Annotated in this window: 13 protein-coding genes and 1 tRNA gene; 11 read left to right on the top strand and 3 right to left on the bottom strand. The window is 70.5% G+C overall.

Annotation, left to right across the window (positions count from 1 at the left end; translation table 11 throughout):
* Positions 1-10 precede the first annotated feature (10 nt).
* Positions 11-1828, top strand: coding sequence for a glutamine--fructose-6-phosphate transaminase (isomerizing) (gene glmS / locus ACFCXS_RS07925; RefSeq protein WP_376642180.1), 1818 nt, complete (start codon positions 11-13; stop codon positions 1826-1828).
* 148 nt (positions 1829-1976) lie between these two features.
* Here the strand turns inward: glmS and ACFCXS_RS07920 are convergent, their stop codons facing one another.
* Both ACFCXS_RS07920 and ACFCXS_RS07915 read right to left on the bottom strand, forming a co-directional pair.
* Positions 1977-2537, bottom strand: coding sequence for a GPR1/FUN34/YaaH family transporter (locus ACFCXS_RS07920; protein ID WP_376642179.1), 561 nt, complete (start codon positions 2535-2537; stop codon positions 1977-1979).
* Positions 2538-2653: 116 nt separating this feature from the next.
* Positions 2654-3181 carry a universal stress protein gene (locus ACFCXS_RS07915; protein WP_104779789.1) on the bottom strand — a complete coding sequence of 176 codons (528 nt, stop codon included), beginning with the start codon at positions 3179-3181 and terminating at the stop codon, positions 2654-2656.
* A 312-nt stretch (positions 3182-3493) separates the two neighbouring features.
* Between ACFCXS_RS07915 and ACFCXS_RS07910 the strand changes: the two genes are divergently transcribed.
* The 6 genes from ACFCXS_RS07910 to ACFCXS_RS07885 all read left to right on the top strand — a co-directional run bounded on the left by ACFCXS_RS07910 (position 3494) and on the right by ACFCXS_RS07885 (position 8187).
* Positions 3494-3826 carry a hypothetical protein gene (locus tag ACFCXS_RS07910; RefSeq protein ID WP_376642178.1) on the top strand — a complete coding sequence of 111 codons (333 nt, stop codon included), beginning with the start codon at positions 3494-3496 and terminating at the stop codon, positions 3824-3826.
* A gap of 377 nt (positions 3827-4203) precedes the next feature.
* Positions 4204-5448, top strand: coding sequence for a helix-turn-helix domain-containing protein (locus ACFCXS_RS07905; protein WP_376642177.1), 1245 nt, complete (start codon positions 4204-4206; stop codon positions 5446-5448).
* A 103-nt stretch (positions 5449-5551) separates the two neighbouring features.
* A complete protein-coding gene (orn, locus tag ACFCXS_RS07900) occupies positions 5552-6154 on the top strand; it encodes an oligoribonuclease (RefSeq protein WP_376642176.1) in 603 nt (200 codons plus the stop codon).
* 138 nt (positions 6155-6292) lie between these two features.
* Positions 6293-6365: transfer RNA gene (locus ACFCXS_RS07895), tRNA-His, on the top strand.
* A 97-nt stretch (positions 6366-6462) separates the two neighbouring features.
* Positions 6463-7650: an MFS transporter gene (locus ACFCXS_RS07890; protein WP_376642175.1), complete on the top strand. Its 1188-nt coding sequence runs from the start codon at positions 6463-6465 to the stop codon at positions 7648-7650.
* A 21-nt stretch (positions 7651-7671) separates the two neighbouring features.
* The gene (locus ACFCXS_RS07885; protein ID WP_376642174.1) at positions 7672-8187 is read left to right on the top strand and encodes an NUDIX domain-containing protein; all 516 of its coding nucleotides are present in this window, start codon (positions 7672-7674) and stop codon (positions 8185-8187) included.
* A gap of 42 nt (positions 8188-8229) precedes the next feature.
* On the opposite strand, the gene ACFCXS_RS07880 is transcribed toward ACFCXS_RS07885, so the two are convergent.
* Positions 8230-9285, bottom strand: a complete 1056-nt coding sequence (locus ACFCXS_RS07880) for a LacI family DNA-binding transcriptional regulator (protein ID WP_376642173.1) — start codon at positions 9283-9285, stop codon at positions 8230-8232.
* Positions 9286-9693: 408 nt separating this feature from the next.
* On the opposite strand from ACFCXS_RS07880, the gene ACFCXS_RS07875 reads away from it, so the two are divergent.
* The 4 genes from ACFCXS_RS07875 (at position 9694) to ACFCXS_RS07860 (ending at position 14485) form a co-directional block, all read left to right on the top strand.
* Positions 9694-11022 (top strand): ABC transporter substrate-binding protein, encoded by a 1329-nt coding sequence (locus ACFCXS_RS07875; protein ID WP_376642172.1) that lies wholly within the window; start codon positions 9694-9696, stop codon positions 11020-11022.
* Positions 11023-11027: 5 nt separating this feature from the next.
* On the top strand, positions 11028-12038 hold the full coding sequence (locus ACFCXS_RS07870; RefSeq protein ID WP_376642414.1) for a carbohydrate ABC transporter permease: 1011 nt from the start codon (positions 11028-11030) through the stop codon (positions 12036-12038).
* An 11-nt stretch (positions 12039-12049) separates the two neighbouring features.
* Complete coding sequence (locus ACFCXS_RS07865) at positions 12050-12955, top strand: carbohydrate ABC transporter permease (protein ID WP_376642171.1); 906 nt, start codon at positions 12050-12052, stop codon at positions 12953-12955.
* A 93-nt stretch (positions 12956-13048) separates the two neighbouring features.
* On the top strand, positions 13049-14485 hold the full coding sequence (locus ACFCXS_RS07860) for a GH1 family beta-glucosidase (RefSeq protein ID WP_376642170.1): 1437 nt from the start codon (positions 13049-13051) through the stop codon (positions 14483-14485).
* The last annotated feature ends 53 nt before the right edge of the window (positions 14486-14538 follow it).

The following is a 14538-nucleotide window of genomic DNA, read 5'->3' as shown; positions in this document are numbered from 1 at the left end:
ATACGTATCCATGTGCGGAATCGTCGGTTACATCGGGAAGCGTGACGTCGCGCCCCTGCTCCTGGAGGGCCTGCAGCGCCTTGAGTACCGCGGCTACGACTCCGCGGGCATCGTCGTCACCACCCCTTCGAGCGGCCGTCTGAAGATGGTCAAGGCCAAGGGCCGCGTCCGCGACCTGGAGGCGAAGGTCCCGGCCCGCTTCAAGGGCACGACCGGCATCGCCCACACCCGCTGGGCCACCCACGGCGCCCCGTCCGACGTCAACGCCCACCCGCACCTCGACGCCGAGGGCAAGGTCGCCGTCGTCCACAACGGCATCATCGACAACGCCTCCGACCTGCGCCGCAAGCTGGAGGCGGACGGCGTCGAGTTCCTCTCCGAGACCGACACCGAGGTCCTGGTCCACCTCATCGCCCGCTCGCAGGCGACCAAGCTGGAGGACAAGGTCCGCGAGACCCTCCGGCTCATCGAGGGCACGTACGGCATCGCCGTCATGCACGCCGACTTCCCCGACCGGATCGTCGTCGCCCGCAACGGCTCCCCGGTCGTCCTGGGCATCGGCGAGAAGGAGATGTTCGTCGCCTCCGACATCGCCGCGCTGGTCTCCCACACCCGTCAGATCGTCACCCTCGACGACGGCGAGATGGCCACCCTCAAGGCCGACGACTTCCGCACCTACACCACCGAGGGCACCCGGACCACCGCCGAGCCCACCACCGTGGAGTGGGAGGCCGCCTCCTACGACATGGGCGGCCACGACACGTACATGCACAAGGAGATCCACGAGCAGGCCGACGCCGTGGACCGCGTGCTGCGCGGCCGCATCGACGACCGCTTCTCCACCGTGCACCTGGGCGGCCTGAACCTGGACGCCCGTGAGGCCCGCCGCATCCGCCGCGTGAAGATCCTCGGCTGCGGCACCTCGTACCACGCGGGCATGATCGGCGCCCAGATGATCGAGCAGCTGGCCCGCATCCCCGCCGACGCCGAGCCGGCCTCGGAGTTCCGCTACCGCAACGCGGTCGTCGACCCCGACACCCTCTACGTCGCCGTCTCCCAGTCCGGCGAGACCTACGACGTGCTGGCCGCCGTGCAGGAGCTCAAGCGCAAGGGCGCGCGTGTCCTGGGCGTGGTGAACGTGGTCGGCTCGGCCATCGCCCGTGAGGCGGACGGCGGCATCTACGTGCACGCCGGCCCCGAGGTCTGCGTCGTGTCCACCAAGTGCTTCACCAACACCACGGTGGCCTTCGCCCTCCTCGCCCTCCACCTCGGCCGCACCCGTGACCTGTCGGTCCGGGACGGCAAGCGGATCATCGAGGGCCTGCGCAAGCTGCCCGAGCAGATCGCCGAGATCATGAAGGGCGAGGAGGACGTCAAGAAGCTGGCCCAGCAGTACGCCGACGCCCGCTCGATGCTCTTCATCGGCCGCGTCCGCGGCTACCCCGTGGCCCGCGAGGCCTCCCTGAAGCTCAAGGAGATCTCCTACATCCACGCCGAGGCCTACCCCGCCTCGGAACTCAAGCACGGCCCGCTGGCCCTGATCGAGCCGGCCCTGCCGACGGTCGCGATCGTCCCCGACGACGACCTCCTGGAGAAGAACCGCGCCGCGATGGAGGAGATCAAGGCCCGCAGCGGCAGGATCCTCGCCGTGGCCCACCAGCCCCAGGAGAAGGCCGACGAGACGATCGTCGTCCCCAAGAACGAGGACGAGCTGGACCCCATCCTCATGGGCATCCCGCTCCAGCTCCTGGCGTACCACGTGGCCCTGGTACTCGGCCGCGACATCGACAAGCCGCGCAACCTCGCCAAGTCGGTGACGGTTGAATAGGTTTTAGGGGCGCGGGGAACTGCGCGAACGGCCCCCACGGACCCGCACGGCCGACGAAAGAGGACGGACCCCCGCGTGCTGCCACCTGCACGGGGGGTCCGTTTTCATCACCGGGAAGCCGCCCAACTCCCCGGCATCGGCTGCCGATTCAGCCGGTGGCCGTCACGCCCCCGCCGGCAGCCCGCCGCGAAAGCGCCGCAGGCCAGTGCGCCGGCGCAGCGGTCGCCGCGTACCAGGCCACCGCCCCCGCGGCCACGGCGAACCACCCACCCACCTTGGTGAGCCCCTCGCCGCCGGCGAACTCGGCGACCGCCATGAGCAGCAGGGCGGCGAAGAACAGCCCGTACGTCACCTGTCCGAGCCGATCCCCACCCGCGAGCGTCAGGGACAGCGCCACGAGGGCGAACAACAGCAGGAACACCCCTGCCCCGTTGCCGGAGGCGGTCTCCGACACGGCCCACGTGAACCACAGCGCCCCGAGCACCGAGAACGCCGTACCACCGGCGGCGTCACCCTCCCGCAGGGCCACGAGCCCCGCGACGAAGAGCGCAATGCCGCCCACGTACTGGGCGATTGACGCGGCGTCAGCGGCTGACACACCGTCGATCACGGCGGTATGCCCCACCCCGAAGGCCAACAGGGTGATTCCCAGGGCGAGTCGACCGGCCACGGTCGTGATTCCGCTTCCCGCGGAGACGTCTTTGTCCACGGCGGGCTCCCTTCGTGCAGGTGCAGTTGTGCGGTGTTCCGTATATGCCCTTCACAAAGGCACAAACACCTCTGCGCGCGAGGAGAATTCGCGCGTCGCACCAAGGGAGCCGAAGCTCAGGGGATGACGATGACGGGCCGCTGCGCCCGCTTGGCGAGCCGCCCGGCGACCGAGCCGAAGATGCGCCCCACGAGACCATGGGTGGAGCCGACGACGATCGCGTCGGCCTCGTACTCCCGGCCCACCTCTTCGAGTTCGTGGCAGATGTCACCGCCGCGCTCGACCAGGATCCAGGGCACCTCGGCGAGATAGTCCGCACAGGCCAGCTCGAGTCCGAGCACCTCGGTGCGGTGGTCCGGCACGTCCACGAACACCGGCGGCTCGCAACCGGCCCACACCGTGGTCGGCAGCCGGTTGGCGACGTGGACGATGATCAGGCCCGACCCGGAACGATGGGCCATGCCGATGGCGTAGGCCAGGGCGCGCTCGCTGGACGTGGAGCCGTCGAAGCCGACGACGACCCCGTGCTTGAAGGCGGGATCGCAGGAATGGCGTGGCTCTTTCGCCGCCAGGGGCTCGGCCGCCGTGGGATCGGCGACGGGCCGCTTGCGGTCCGCGGGTTCGAAGAATTCGTGACCGGCCATGGCTGTCTCGGCGTTGTGATCCTTGTATGGGAGGGACATCAGTGTGCGGCGGAGCTGTGTCCGGGAATGGTCTTCCCAACCCCATACCCTCAAGGGTACGGCGCCACGCCTCCTTAGCCCAGATCCCGCTCACGGTGCGTGCGGGTTCCAGGGAGCATGCACGAGGCACCGCCCGTAACGCAATGGTTGCTGCGCTGTACAGGCGGTTTGCACGGGATTCACTTGCACGTGGACACGTGGGCGACGGGTGCGGCCAGTGACCGACGCCCCGGCCGCGCGTTGAACCCGGTGAGTCACGCCACAGGGAGCACCATGTCCGCACCACGCCCCGCCGCCGAGGCGGACCGCGCGGCCCCGCCGCCGCGGGACACCGCGACGGATGTGGTTCGCTGGGCTGCCTTCAGCTGCCTGCTCGTCCCGGTGGTGCTCCTCGGCTGCGGCGCCTCACTCGCCGGCGCCGCCGGCACGGCCCTCGGGCTCGCGGCCGTCACGGGCGCCTGCCGGGTCCTGCTGCGCCAGTCCGAGCGCGGCGCGGCCCGGCTCGCGGCCGAGGACCGGGCACCCCACCGGGGCCGGCGGCACCGCACCGGTACGGGGTCGCACCGTGGCGGACGGCACACCGGCGGAGATACACCGGTCAGCTGACCGGTTTCCGCGCACACACACGGCGCTTTTCAGCCAACTTCCGGTACCTGCACATCACCCCGTCCAACCACCCCCCAACCCCCGTTCGACCTGCACGGAAAGGGCCTCAGGGGGTCCGCGCACCCTACGTGGATTGGCCACTGCGACGAGGCGCACTTCCCTGCACGGCCCACGAGTGCAACGCTTCGTGATCGAATGCTTTACGCCAAGTTGCCAAGTCGACAATGTGCCGAGTGGTGAACCGGCCACTTCGGCGCGACGGCACACAGTAGATTCGATCTTGACTGTCTACGGCGGGGGACTCGTGCAGGACCGAGGGGAAACGTGCAGGAGCGACACAACCGAGGAGCCGCGACCACCGAGGGGGGCTTAGCAGTATGAGCCACGACTCCACTGCCGCGCCGGAAGCCGCGGCCCGGAAACTTTCCGGGCGACGCCGCAAGGAGATCGTCGCGGTGCTGCTGTTCAGCGGCGGCCCCATCTTCGAGAGTTCCATACCGCTGTCGGTGTTCGGGGTTGACCGCCAGGACGCCGGCGTACCGCGCTACCGACTGCTGGTGTGCGGGGGCGAGGAGGGTCCGCTACGGACCACGGGAGGACTCGAACTCACCGCACCACATGGCCTGGAAGCGATCTCGCGCGCGGGCACGGTCGTCGTACCGGCCTGGCGTTCGATCACTTCTCCGCCACCGGAGGAGGCGCTCGACGCGCTGCGCCGCGCCCACGAGGAGGGCGCCCGCATCGTCGGGCTGTGCACCGGCGCCTTCGTGCTCGCGGCGGCCGGCCTGCTGGACGGCCGCCCCGCGACGACCCACTGGATGTACGCACCGACGCTGGCCAAGCGCTATCCGTCGGTGCACGTGGACCCGCGTGAGCTGTTCGTCGACGACGGCGACGTGCTGACGTCGGCGGGCACCGCGGCGGGCATCGACCTGTGCCTGCACATCGTGCGCACGGACCACGGGAACGAGGCGGCCGGGGCCCTGGCCAGGCGGCTCGTCGTGCCGCCGCGCCGCAGTGGCGGGCAGGAGCGCTACCTCGACAGGTCTTTACCCGAGGAGATCGGCGCCGACCCGCTCGCCGAGGTCGTCGCCTGGGCGCTGGAGCACCTCCACGAACAGTTCGACGTGGAGACACTGGCGGCACGCGCGTACATGAGCCGGCGTACGTTCGACCGCCGCTTCCGCTCGCTGACCGGGAGCGCCCCGCTGCAGTGGCTGATCACGCAGCGGGTCCTCCAGGCGCAGCGCCTGCTGGAGACGTCGGACTACTCGGTGGACGAGGTGGCCGGGCGCTGCGGCTTCCGGTCGCCGGTCGCCCTGCGCGGGCACTTCCGCCGCCAGCTGGGTTCGTCGCCTGCCGCGTACCGGGCGGCGTACCGCGCCCGGCGTCCGCAGGGTGAGCGGCCCCAGGAGACCGAGAGCGCACCGGGCGGTCCCGGGTCCGGCATGCCCGGCCATCCGGGACACGCGGGGCACCCGGGCCAGCCCGGCCAGGGACCGGCCGCACTGCACCCGGAGCACCCGGTGCCGCTGCAGTCCCGCCGTACGGCGGCGGCGAGCGCGGCCGGCCAGTCCCCGGCCCTGTCGGGGAGCCTGCCAGGGCAGCGCAGCGCGCCGTGAACAGGTAGCCGCGGGGCCCGCGAGGAGCATGCCTCCCGCGGGCCCCGCGGCTTTCCCGGTACGGGCGGCCCGGCCGGGGACGGCGGGCCGTAAGGTTAGACACATGAACGATCGCATGGTGTGGATCGACTGCGAGATGACCGGCCTCTCGCTGTCGGACGACGCGCTCATCGAGGTGGCCGCCCTCGTGACCGACTCCGAGCTGAACGTGCTCGGAGAAGGCGTGGACATCGTCATCCGGCCGCCGGACCAGGCGCTGGAGACGATGCCGGACGTGGTGCGTCAGATGCACACCGCCTCCGGGCTGCTCGAGGAACTCGCCGCCGGGACCACCCTCAAGGACGCCGAGGACCAGGTCCTGACGTATGTGAGGGAGTTCGTCAAGGAGCCCGGCAAGGCCCCGCTGTGCGGGAACTCCGTCGGCACGGACCGCGGTTTCCTGCTGCGCGACATGCCGACGCTGGAGAACCACCTCCACTACCGGATCGTCGACGTGTCGTCGGTCAAGGAGCTGGCGCGTCGCTGGTACCCGCGGGCGTACTTCAACAGCCCGCAGAAGAACGGCAACCACCGCGCGCTCGCCGACATCCGCGAGTCGATCGCGGAGCTGCGGTACTACCGCGAGGCCGTGTTCGTCCCGCAGCCCGGGCCCGACTCGGACACCGCCAGGACGATCGCGGCGAAGCACGTTCTGCCCGCTCAGTAGGCGGGGCGGGGCCCGTCAGGGGCGGCGTGGGCGCCCCGTCGGGGCGGCGCGGGAAAAGCTGTGCGCGAGCACCCCTTCGGACCCTGTACACTTTTTCTCGGCCGGTCAGGGAAGTCACTGACCTCCAAGCCGGTCATGGTGGGTGTAGCTCAGCTGGTAGAGCACCTGGTTGTGGTCCAGGATGCCGCGGGTTCAAGTCCCGTCACTCACCCTGAGTAATCAGCCGGTGGCTTCGCGAAGAAGTCACCGGCTGAAGCTTTTTGCGCGCCTGCCCGGAGCGGCCCGGCAGGCTGGCTACCGTCGGCGGCATGGACGGTCGACGCCCGGGATGGCGCGCGTGTGTGCTCAGCGGGGCGGTGTTCGCCGTCTGCATGGCCGGCACCACGCTGCCGACTCCCCTCTATCCCCTCTACCAGGACAAGTTCGGCTTCTCCGAGCTGACGGTCACGGTGGTGTACGCCCTGTACGCCTTCGCGGTGATCGGTGTGCTGCTGCTGATCGGCAACGCCTCGGACGCCGTGGGCAGGCGCCCGGTGCTGCTGTGCGGCCTGGGGTTCGCGGCGTTGAGCGCCGTCTGTTTCCTGAGTGCCACCGGCCTCGGCTGGCTCTACGCGGGGCGGCTGCTGTCGGGGCTGTCCGCCGGGCTGTTCACCGGGGCGGCCACGGCGTACGTGATGGAGCTGGCGCCCCAGGGCGGTGCCTCCCGGGCCACGTTCGTGGCGACCGCCGCCAACATGGGCGGACTGGGCTGCGGCCCCCTGCTCTCCGGGCTTCTCGCGCAGTACGCGCCCTGGCCGCTGTATCTGCCGTTCGTCACCCACCTCGCCCTGGTGGCCGCCTCGGCCGCCGTGCTGCTGTGGCTCGCGGAGACGGTACGGGACCGGCAGCCGCTGCACGCCGTACGCCCGCAGCGGCCGGCGCTGCCGCCGCAGGTGCGGGCGGTGTTCGGCCCCGCCGCCACCGCCTCCTTCGTCGGATTCGCCCTGTTCGGGGTGTTCACCTCGGTCAGCCCGGCCTTCCTCGTGGAGTCCCTGGACGTGGACGACCACGCCGTGAGCGGGCTGCTCGTCGCGCTGGCCTTCTTCTCGTCGACGGCCGGGCAGCTGGCGGTCGGCCGGGTCGGCGTACGGCGCTCCCTGCCGCTGGGGTGCGCCGGGCTCCTCACCGGTCTCGCGCTGCTCGCCGGTGCGCTGCGGTGGGACCAGATGGCGCTGCTGATCGCGAGCGCGCTCGTCGGCGGGATCGGCCAGGGCCTGGCGTTCCGCGGCGCCCTGTCCGACGTGGCCGAGGCCTCCCCCGCACACCAGCGCGCGGCCGTGATCTCGACCCTGTTCGTGGTGGCCTACGCGGGCATCTCCCTCCCGGTGATCGGCGTCGGCCTGCTGACCGGTCCGATCGGCCTGGAGGGGGCGGGGCTGGTGTTCATCGCGTGCATGGCGGTGCTGGTCGTGACGGCGGCGGTGTACCTGGTACGCCGGGCGGCACCCGGGGGGTGAGCGCGTGCGATCGTGAGGCCCATGGGTGAGCTGGTGGAACGGGTCGACGAGCAGGACCGGGTCGTCGGGGTGGTCGACCGGGACGAGGCGATCCGCAACGGCTGGCTGCACCGGGTCGCGACGACCGTCTGCCGGGACGCGCGGGGGCGTGTGCTGGTGCACCGCAGGCCGGAGCACGTGTCCCGCTTCCCCGGCCACCACGACTGGCTGATCGGCGGCGGCGTCGCGGTCGGCGAGTCGTACCAGGAGGCGGCGGCCCGGGAGCTGGCGGAGGAGCTGGGCGTCCGGGCACGGGTGCGGTTCGTGTTCTCGTTCCTCTGCCGCGGGGCGATCAGCCCGTACTGGCTCGGCGTGCACGAGGCCGTCGTCCCCGAGCGCCTCGCCCCCGACCCGTCCGAGATCGCCTGGCACGGCTGGTTCGGCGAGGCGGCCTTCCGGGAGGCGATCCAGGAGCGGCTGTTCGTGCCCGACGGCCTGGACGCCCTGCGCCGCCACCCCACCCTCGGCACACCGCCGCCGACTCCGCGACGGCGGTGAACCGTTCGCCCGGGCCCACGACCTCCAGGTGGGGACGGCCGGTCACGACGACGAGCGGGACACCAGTTCCGTGGCCAGGACCAGCTGTCGGCGGTCCAGGCCGCGGGACGCCAGCGGGCGGCGGTCGGCGACCTCGGTGAGCAGGAGGTCTGTCATCCGGCGGCCCATCTCCTCGATGGGCTGGCGGACGCTGGTCAGGGGCGGCTCCATGTGGCGGGCGATGGCGGAGTCGTCGTAGCCGACGAGCGCCACGTCCTCCGGGATGCGGCGGCCCGCCTCGCGCAGCGCCCGGCGGGCTCCGGACGCGGTGACGTCGGAGGCGGCGAAGACCGCGTCGATGTCGGGGTGGCGCTCCAGCAGGACCTCCATGGCCCGGTGGCCGCCCTCCTCCGTGAAGTCCCCCGACTCGATCAGCCCCTCGTCCACCCCGAGGCCGGCGTCGCTCATGGCCTCGCGGTAGCCGTCGACACGACGCTGGGCACCGTAGACGTCGAGGCGGCCGGTGATGTGGGCCACCCGGCTGCGGCCCCGGGACAGCAGGTGCTCGACGGCCTGGCGGGCACCGCCGTAGTTGTCGGAGTCGACCGACGGCAGGGTCTCCGCCGCCGAACGCGGGCCGCTGATCACCGCCGGGATCTCCAGCTGGGCCAGCAGGTCGGGCAGGGGGTCGTCGGCGTGCACCGAGACCAGCAGGACGCCGTCCACGCGGTGGGCCGCCAGGTACTGGGCGAGCCGGGCGCGTTCGCGGTCGCTGCCCGCGAAGATCAGCAGCAGCTGCATCTCCGTGTCGGACAGCGCCGCCCCGACGCCTTTCAGCATGTCCGAGAAGTACGGCTCCGCGAAGAACCGGGTCTCCGGCTCGGGCACGACCAGCGCGATCGCGTCCGTACGGTTGGCGGCCAGGGCACGGGCGGCGGTGTTGGGGACGTAGCCGAGCTCCGCGACCGCCGCCTCGACGGCAGCACGCGTCGCGTCGCTGACCCGGGGCGAACCGTTGATCACCCGCGAGACGGTGCCGCGGCCGACACCGGCGCGCGCCGCCACCTCTTCGAGGGTGGGCCGGCCACCACTTCGGCCCCGCGCTCCGTGGGTTGCCATGGCCTCCGCCTTCCCGTTCACACCCGCACTCTGCGACTGGCCTGGAATTTAACAGGCCCACCCGCCGTGACGACCTCCGCCGAGGGCTCGCCGCCCCGGCCTTCCGTTTCCGCCGGACGAACCGTGCGACCGATGGGCCGACTGGCTCGATTCAACCGGCCCGGGACCCAACCGGGCCCGGCCCGGGTCCAGTTAACAGCCATATAACTGAACGCATCTCTCCCTGTCCGGTCCCTTGACACCCCCGCCACGACCGGGGACTCTTCAACACATCACTGGTGGGAGCGCTCCCACGGTACCTGACACATACACAACCCGCACGTTCCCCGCCCGAGCCTTAAGCGCGTAAAACGGTCCGACACAGCAGTTGGCCGGGGGGTCGGCACGTCAGGGCAACAGGAGGACGACATGCGAGCACGCATCCGAACCGCCCGCAAGGCGATGGTCGTCGCGGCCGTCGCGTCGCTGGGCGCCGGGCTGCTGGCCGGCTGTGCCGACGACGGCAAGGACGACGGCTCCGGTTCCTCGTCGGACGGCGACAGCGGCGGCAAGACCACGATCTCGGTGGGCCTCTTCGGCACCATGGGCTTCAAGGAGGCCGGTCTCTACGCCGAGTACGAGAAGCTCAACCCGAAGATCAAGATCGAGCAGAACGTCGTCGAGCGCAACGAGAACTACTACCCGGCGTTGCTGAACCACCTGACCACCAACAGCGGTCTGCTCGACGTCCAGGCCGTGGAAGTCGCCAACATCGCCGAGGTGACGGCCACCCAGGCCGACAAGCTCGAGGACATGTCCAAGGCGCCGGGTGTGGACAAGAGCAAGTGGCTGCCCTGGAAGTGGCAGCAGGCCACCACCAAGGACGGCAAGACGGTCGGCCTCGGCACCGACGTCGGCCCGATGGCGATCTGCTACCGCACGGACCTCTTCAAGCAGGCCGGCCTGCCCACCGACCCGGCCGAGGTCGGCAAGCTCTGGTCCGGCGACTGGGCCAAGCTCGTCCAGGTGGGCGAGCGTTACAAGTCGAAGGCACCCGAGGGCACCTTCTTCATGGACTCCCCCGGCGGCCTGATCAACGCGATCCTCGGCAGCGAGAAGGAGAAGTTCTACAACTCCTCCGGCGAGGTCATCTACAAGACGAACCCGGCCGTCAAGGCCGCCTTCGACCTGACCGCGGACGCCGCCAAGAAGGGTCTCGTCCAGTCGCAGACCCAGTTCCAGCCGTCCTGGAACTCCACGATCGCCAACAACAAGTTCGCCGCCATCGCCTGCCCGCCGTGGATGCTGGGCACGATCAAGGGCAACGCCAAGCCCGACGCGGCCGGCAAGTGGGCCGTGGCCGTCGCGCCCAAGGGCGGCAACTGGGGCGGCACCTTCCTCACCGTGCCGAAGAGCGGCAAGCACGTGAAGGAGGCCCAGAAGTTCGTGACCTGGCTGACCGCGCCGGAGCAGCAGGCGAAGCTGTTCAAGGTGCAGGCCAGCTTCCCGAGCGCCCCGTCCGCCTACACCATGCCCGAAGTGACCGGCGCGACGAACGAGATGACCGGTGACCAGAAGATCGGCCCGATCTTCGCGGAGGCCGCCAAGGCCGCCCCGGTCCAGGTGATCGGCCCGAAGGACCAGATCATCATGCAGGGCCTGTCGGACAACGGCGTGATCCTGGTGACGAAGGGCAAGTCCGCCAAGGACGCCTGGGAGTCCGCGATCAAGACCATCGACAACAAGCTGGACCAGTGACCCGTATGGCCACCCGCAACGACACAGCCGCGCCCCCCGTGGAGGGGGGCGCGGCCCCGGGCCGCCCGCCCGAGGACGCCGCCGTGGAGAAGGAGCGGCGGCGCCGGGACCGGCTGTCCCGGCGCTGGCAGCGGGACATCCGCTGGAGCCCGTACGCCTTCGTCTCCCCGTTCTTCCTGCTGTTCGTCGCGTTCGGCCTGTTCCCGCTGCTCTACACGGGCTGGGCCTCGCTGCACCAGGTGGAGCTGACCGCGCCGACCGACATGAACTGGGTCGGGCTGCGCAACTACACCCGGATCTTCGACGACGACTTCTTCTGGAACGCGGCGAAGAACACGCTGACCATCGGCATCATCTCCACCGTTCCGCAGCTGCTGATGGCGATGGGCATCGCCCACATCCTCAACTACAAGCTGCGCGCCTCGACGTTCTTCCGGGTCGCGATGCTCGCGCCGTACGCGACGTCGATCGCCGCCGCCTCGCTGGTGTTCGTGCTGCTCTTCGGCCGCGACTACGGCATGATCAACTGGGCGCTGGACGCGGTCGGCATCAACCCGGTCGACTGGCAGAACGACAAGTGGCCCTCGCAGATCGCCGTCTCGTCGATCATCATCTGGCGCTGGACCGGCTACAACGCGCTGATCTACCTCGCCGCGATGCAGGCCATCCCGCACGACCTGTACGAGTCGGCGGCCCTGGACGGGGCCAACCGCTGGCAGCAGTTCATCCATGTGACGCTGCCCGCCCTGCGCCCGACGATCCTGTTCACCTGTGTCGTCTCGACGATCGGGGCGAGCCAGGTCTTCGGCGAGCCGCTGCTGTTCGACGCCAACAAGGGCACGTCCGGTGGCGCGGAGCACCAGTTCCAGACGCTCGGTCTGTACCTGTACGAGCAGGGCTGGGTGGCCCAGCACCTGGGCCGTGCCTCGGCGATCGCCTGGACGATGTTCCTGATCCTGATCGTCATCGCCATCGTCAACTACGTCATCTCGCGCCGGCTGCGCGCCAGTAGTTAAGGAGTGTGGCCGTGACGACGACTGTGACGCCCCCGGACACCAAGCCCGTCGAGACACCCAAGCGCCCCCGGCTGCCCAAGTCGGCGCGGGCCGGCGGGCAGCTGCACGGCGGTCCGATCGCGTACGCGATCCTGATCGTGTTCACCATCGTGTCGCTGTTCCCGCTGGTGTGGACGGCGATCGCCGCCTCGCGAGACAACCAGCGGCTGGCGCAGACGCCGCCGCCCTTCTGGTTCGGTTCGGGCCTGTTCGACAAGCTGGAGATCGCCTGGAAGGACGCCAACCTGGGTGAAGCGTTCTTCAACACCACGATCGTGGCGGGCACTTCGGCGCTGACCATCGTCTTCCTGTCGACGATCGCCGGTTTCGCCTTCGCCAAGCTGCGGTTCAGGGGCCGCGGCGCGCTGATGCTGATCGTGATCGGCACGATGATGGTGCCGCCGCAGCTGAGTGTGATCCCGCTGTACATGATGGTCGCCAAGCTCGACTGGACGGACCAGTTGCAGGCGGTGATCCTGCCGTCGCTGGTGAGCGCCTTCGGGGTGTTCTTCATGCGGCAGTACCTGATCCAGGCGCTGCCGGACGAGATCATCGAGGCGGCCCGGGTGGACGGCGCGAGCAGCTGGCGTGTGGTGTGGCACGTGGTGTTCCCGGCGGCGCGGCCGGCGATGGCCGTGCTCGGGATGCTGACCTTCGTGCAGACCTGGAACGACTTCCTGTGGCCCTTCCTGGTGCTGACCCAGATGGGCAACCCGACCGTGCAGGTCGCGGTCGCGGGCCTGGGCCGCGGCTACACCCCCGACCAGTCCCTGATCATGGCGGGCGCGCTGCTGGGCACGCTGCCGTTGCTGCTGGTCTTCGCGATCTTCGGCAAGCAGATCGTGGGCGGCATCATGCAGGGCGCCGTCAAGGGCTGAGTCCTGCTTGCCCCGGGGCCGAGCCATTGCCGTCTCGACCCCTTTCCCCCCATCCGCCCGTCGGTCCACACGACCCCTTTTGGGAGCGCTTCCATGCCTGACTCCGAGAACCCGGCCACTCCGGTGACCTTCCCGCCCGCCTTCCTGTGGGGCGCGGCGACGTCCGCGTACCAGATCGAGGGTGCGGTGCGGGAGGACGGCCGGACGCCGTCGATCTGGGACACCTTCAGTCACACGCCGGGCAAGACCGTCGGTGGCGACCACGGTGACATCGCTGTCGACCACTACCACCGCTACCGCGACGACGTGGCGCTGATGGCGGAGCTGGGCCTGGGCGCCTACCGCTTCTCCATGTCGTGGTCGCGGGTGCAGCCGACCGGCCGGGGCCCTGCCGTGCAGAAGGGTCTGGACTTCTACCGGCGGCTGGTGGACGAGCTGCTGGCCAAGAACATCAAGCCGGCCATCACGCTCTACCACTGGGACCTGCCGCAGGAGCTGGAGGACGCGGGCGGCTGGCCGGAGCGTGACACGGCGTACCGGTTCGCGGAGTACGCGCAGATCGCCGGAGAGGCGCTGGGCGACCGGGTGGAGCAGTGGATCACGGTCAACGAGCCGTGGTGCAGCGCGTTCCTGGGCTACGCCTCCGGTGTGCACGCCCCGGGCCGTACGGACCCGGCGGCTTCGCTGCGTGCCGCGCACCATCTGAATCTGGCGCACGGGCTGGGCGCGTCCGCGCTGCGGTCGGTGATGCCGGCCCGCAACACGGTCGCGGTGAGCCTCAACTCCTCGGTGGTGCGGCCGCTTTCGCAGGATCCGGCGGATCTGGACGCGGTTCGCAGGATCGACGACCTGGCCAACGGCGTGTTCCACGGGCCGATGCTGCACGGCGCCTACCCGGAGTCGCTGTACGTGGCGACGGCGGGCCTGACGGACTGGGGCCATGTCCTGGACGGCGACCTGGAGCTGATCAACCAGCCGCTGGACGCGCTGGGCCTCAACTACTACACGCCCGCGCTGGTCTCGGCGGCGGACGTGTCGGCGAAGGCCCCGCGTGCCGACGGGCACGGGGCGAGCGACCACTCGCCGTGGCCGGCCGCGGACGACGTCGCGTTCCACCAGACGCCGGGCGACCGCACGGAGATGGGCTGGACGATCGACCCGAGCGGCCTGCACGAGCTGATCATGCGCTACACCCGTGAGGCGCCGGGCCTGCCGCTGTACATCACGGAGAACGGCGCGGCCTACGACGACAAGATCGACTCCGACGGCCGGGTGCACGATCCGGAGCGGGTGGCCTACCTGCACGGCCATCTCTCGGCGGTCCGCCGCGCGATCGCCGACGGCGCGGACGTCCGGGGCTACTACCTGTGGTCCCTGATGGACAACTTCGAGTGGGCGTACGGCTACGGAAAGCGCTTCGGCGCGGTCTACGTGGACTACGCGACGCTGGAACGCACGCCGAAGACGAGCGCCCGGTGGTACGGCCGGGCGGCTCGGACCGGCGCGCTGCCGGAGACCGAGGCGGTCTGACCGACGGGGGACGGGGGGCGGGGCGCGGCACGATTAGGGGAGTGCCGCGCCCC

It is taken from the genome of Streptomyces sp. NPDC056373 (assembly GCF_042262425.1).
In the GTDB taxonomy this organism is placed as follows: Bacteria; Actinomycetota; Actinomycetes; order Streptomycetales; family Streptomycetaceae; genus Streptomyces.
Note: the sequence above shows the minus strand (reverse complement) of the source record. Positions and strands in the feature narration are given on the sequence as shown.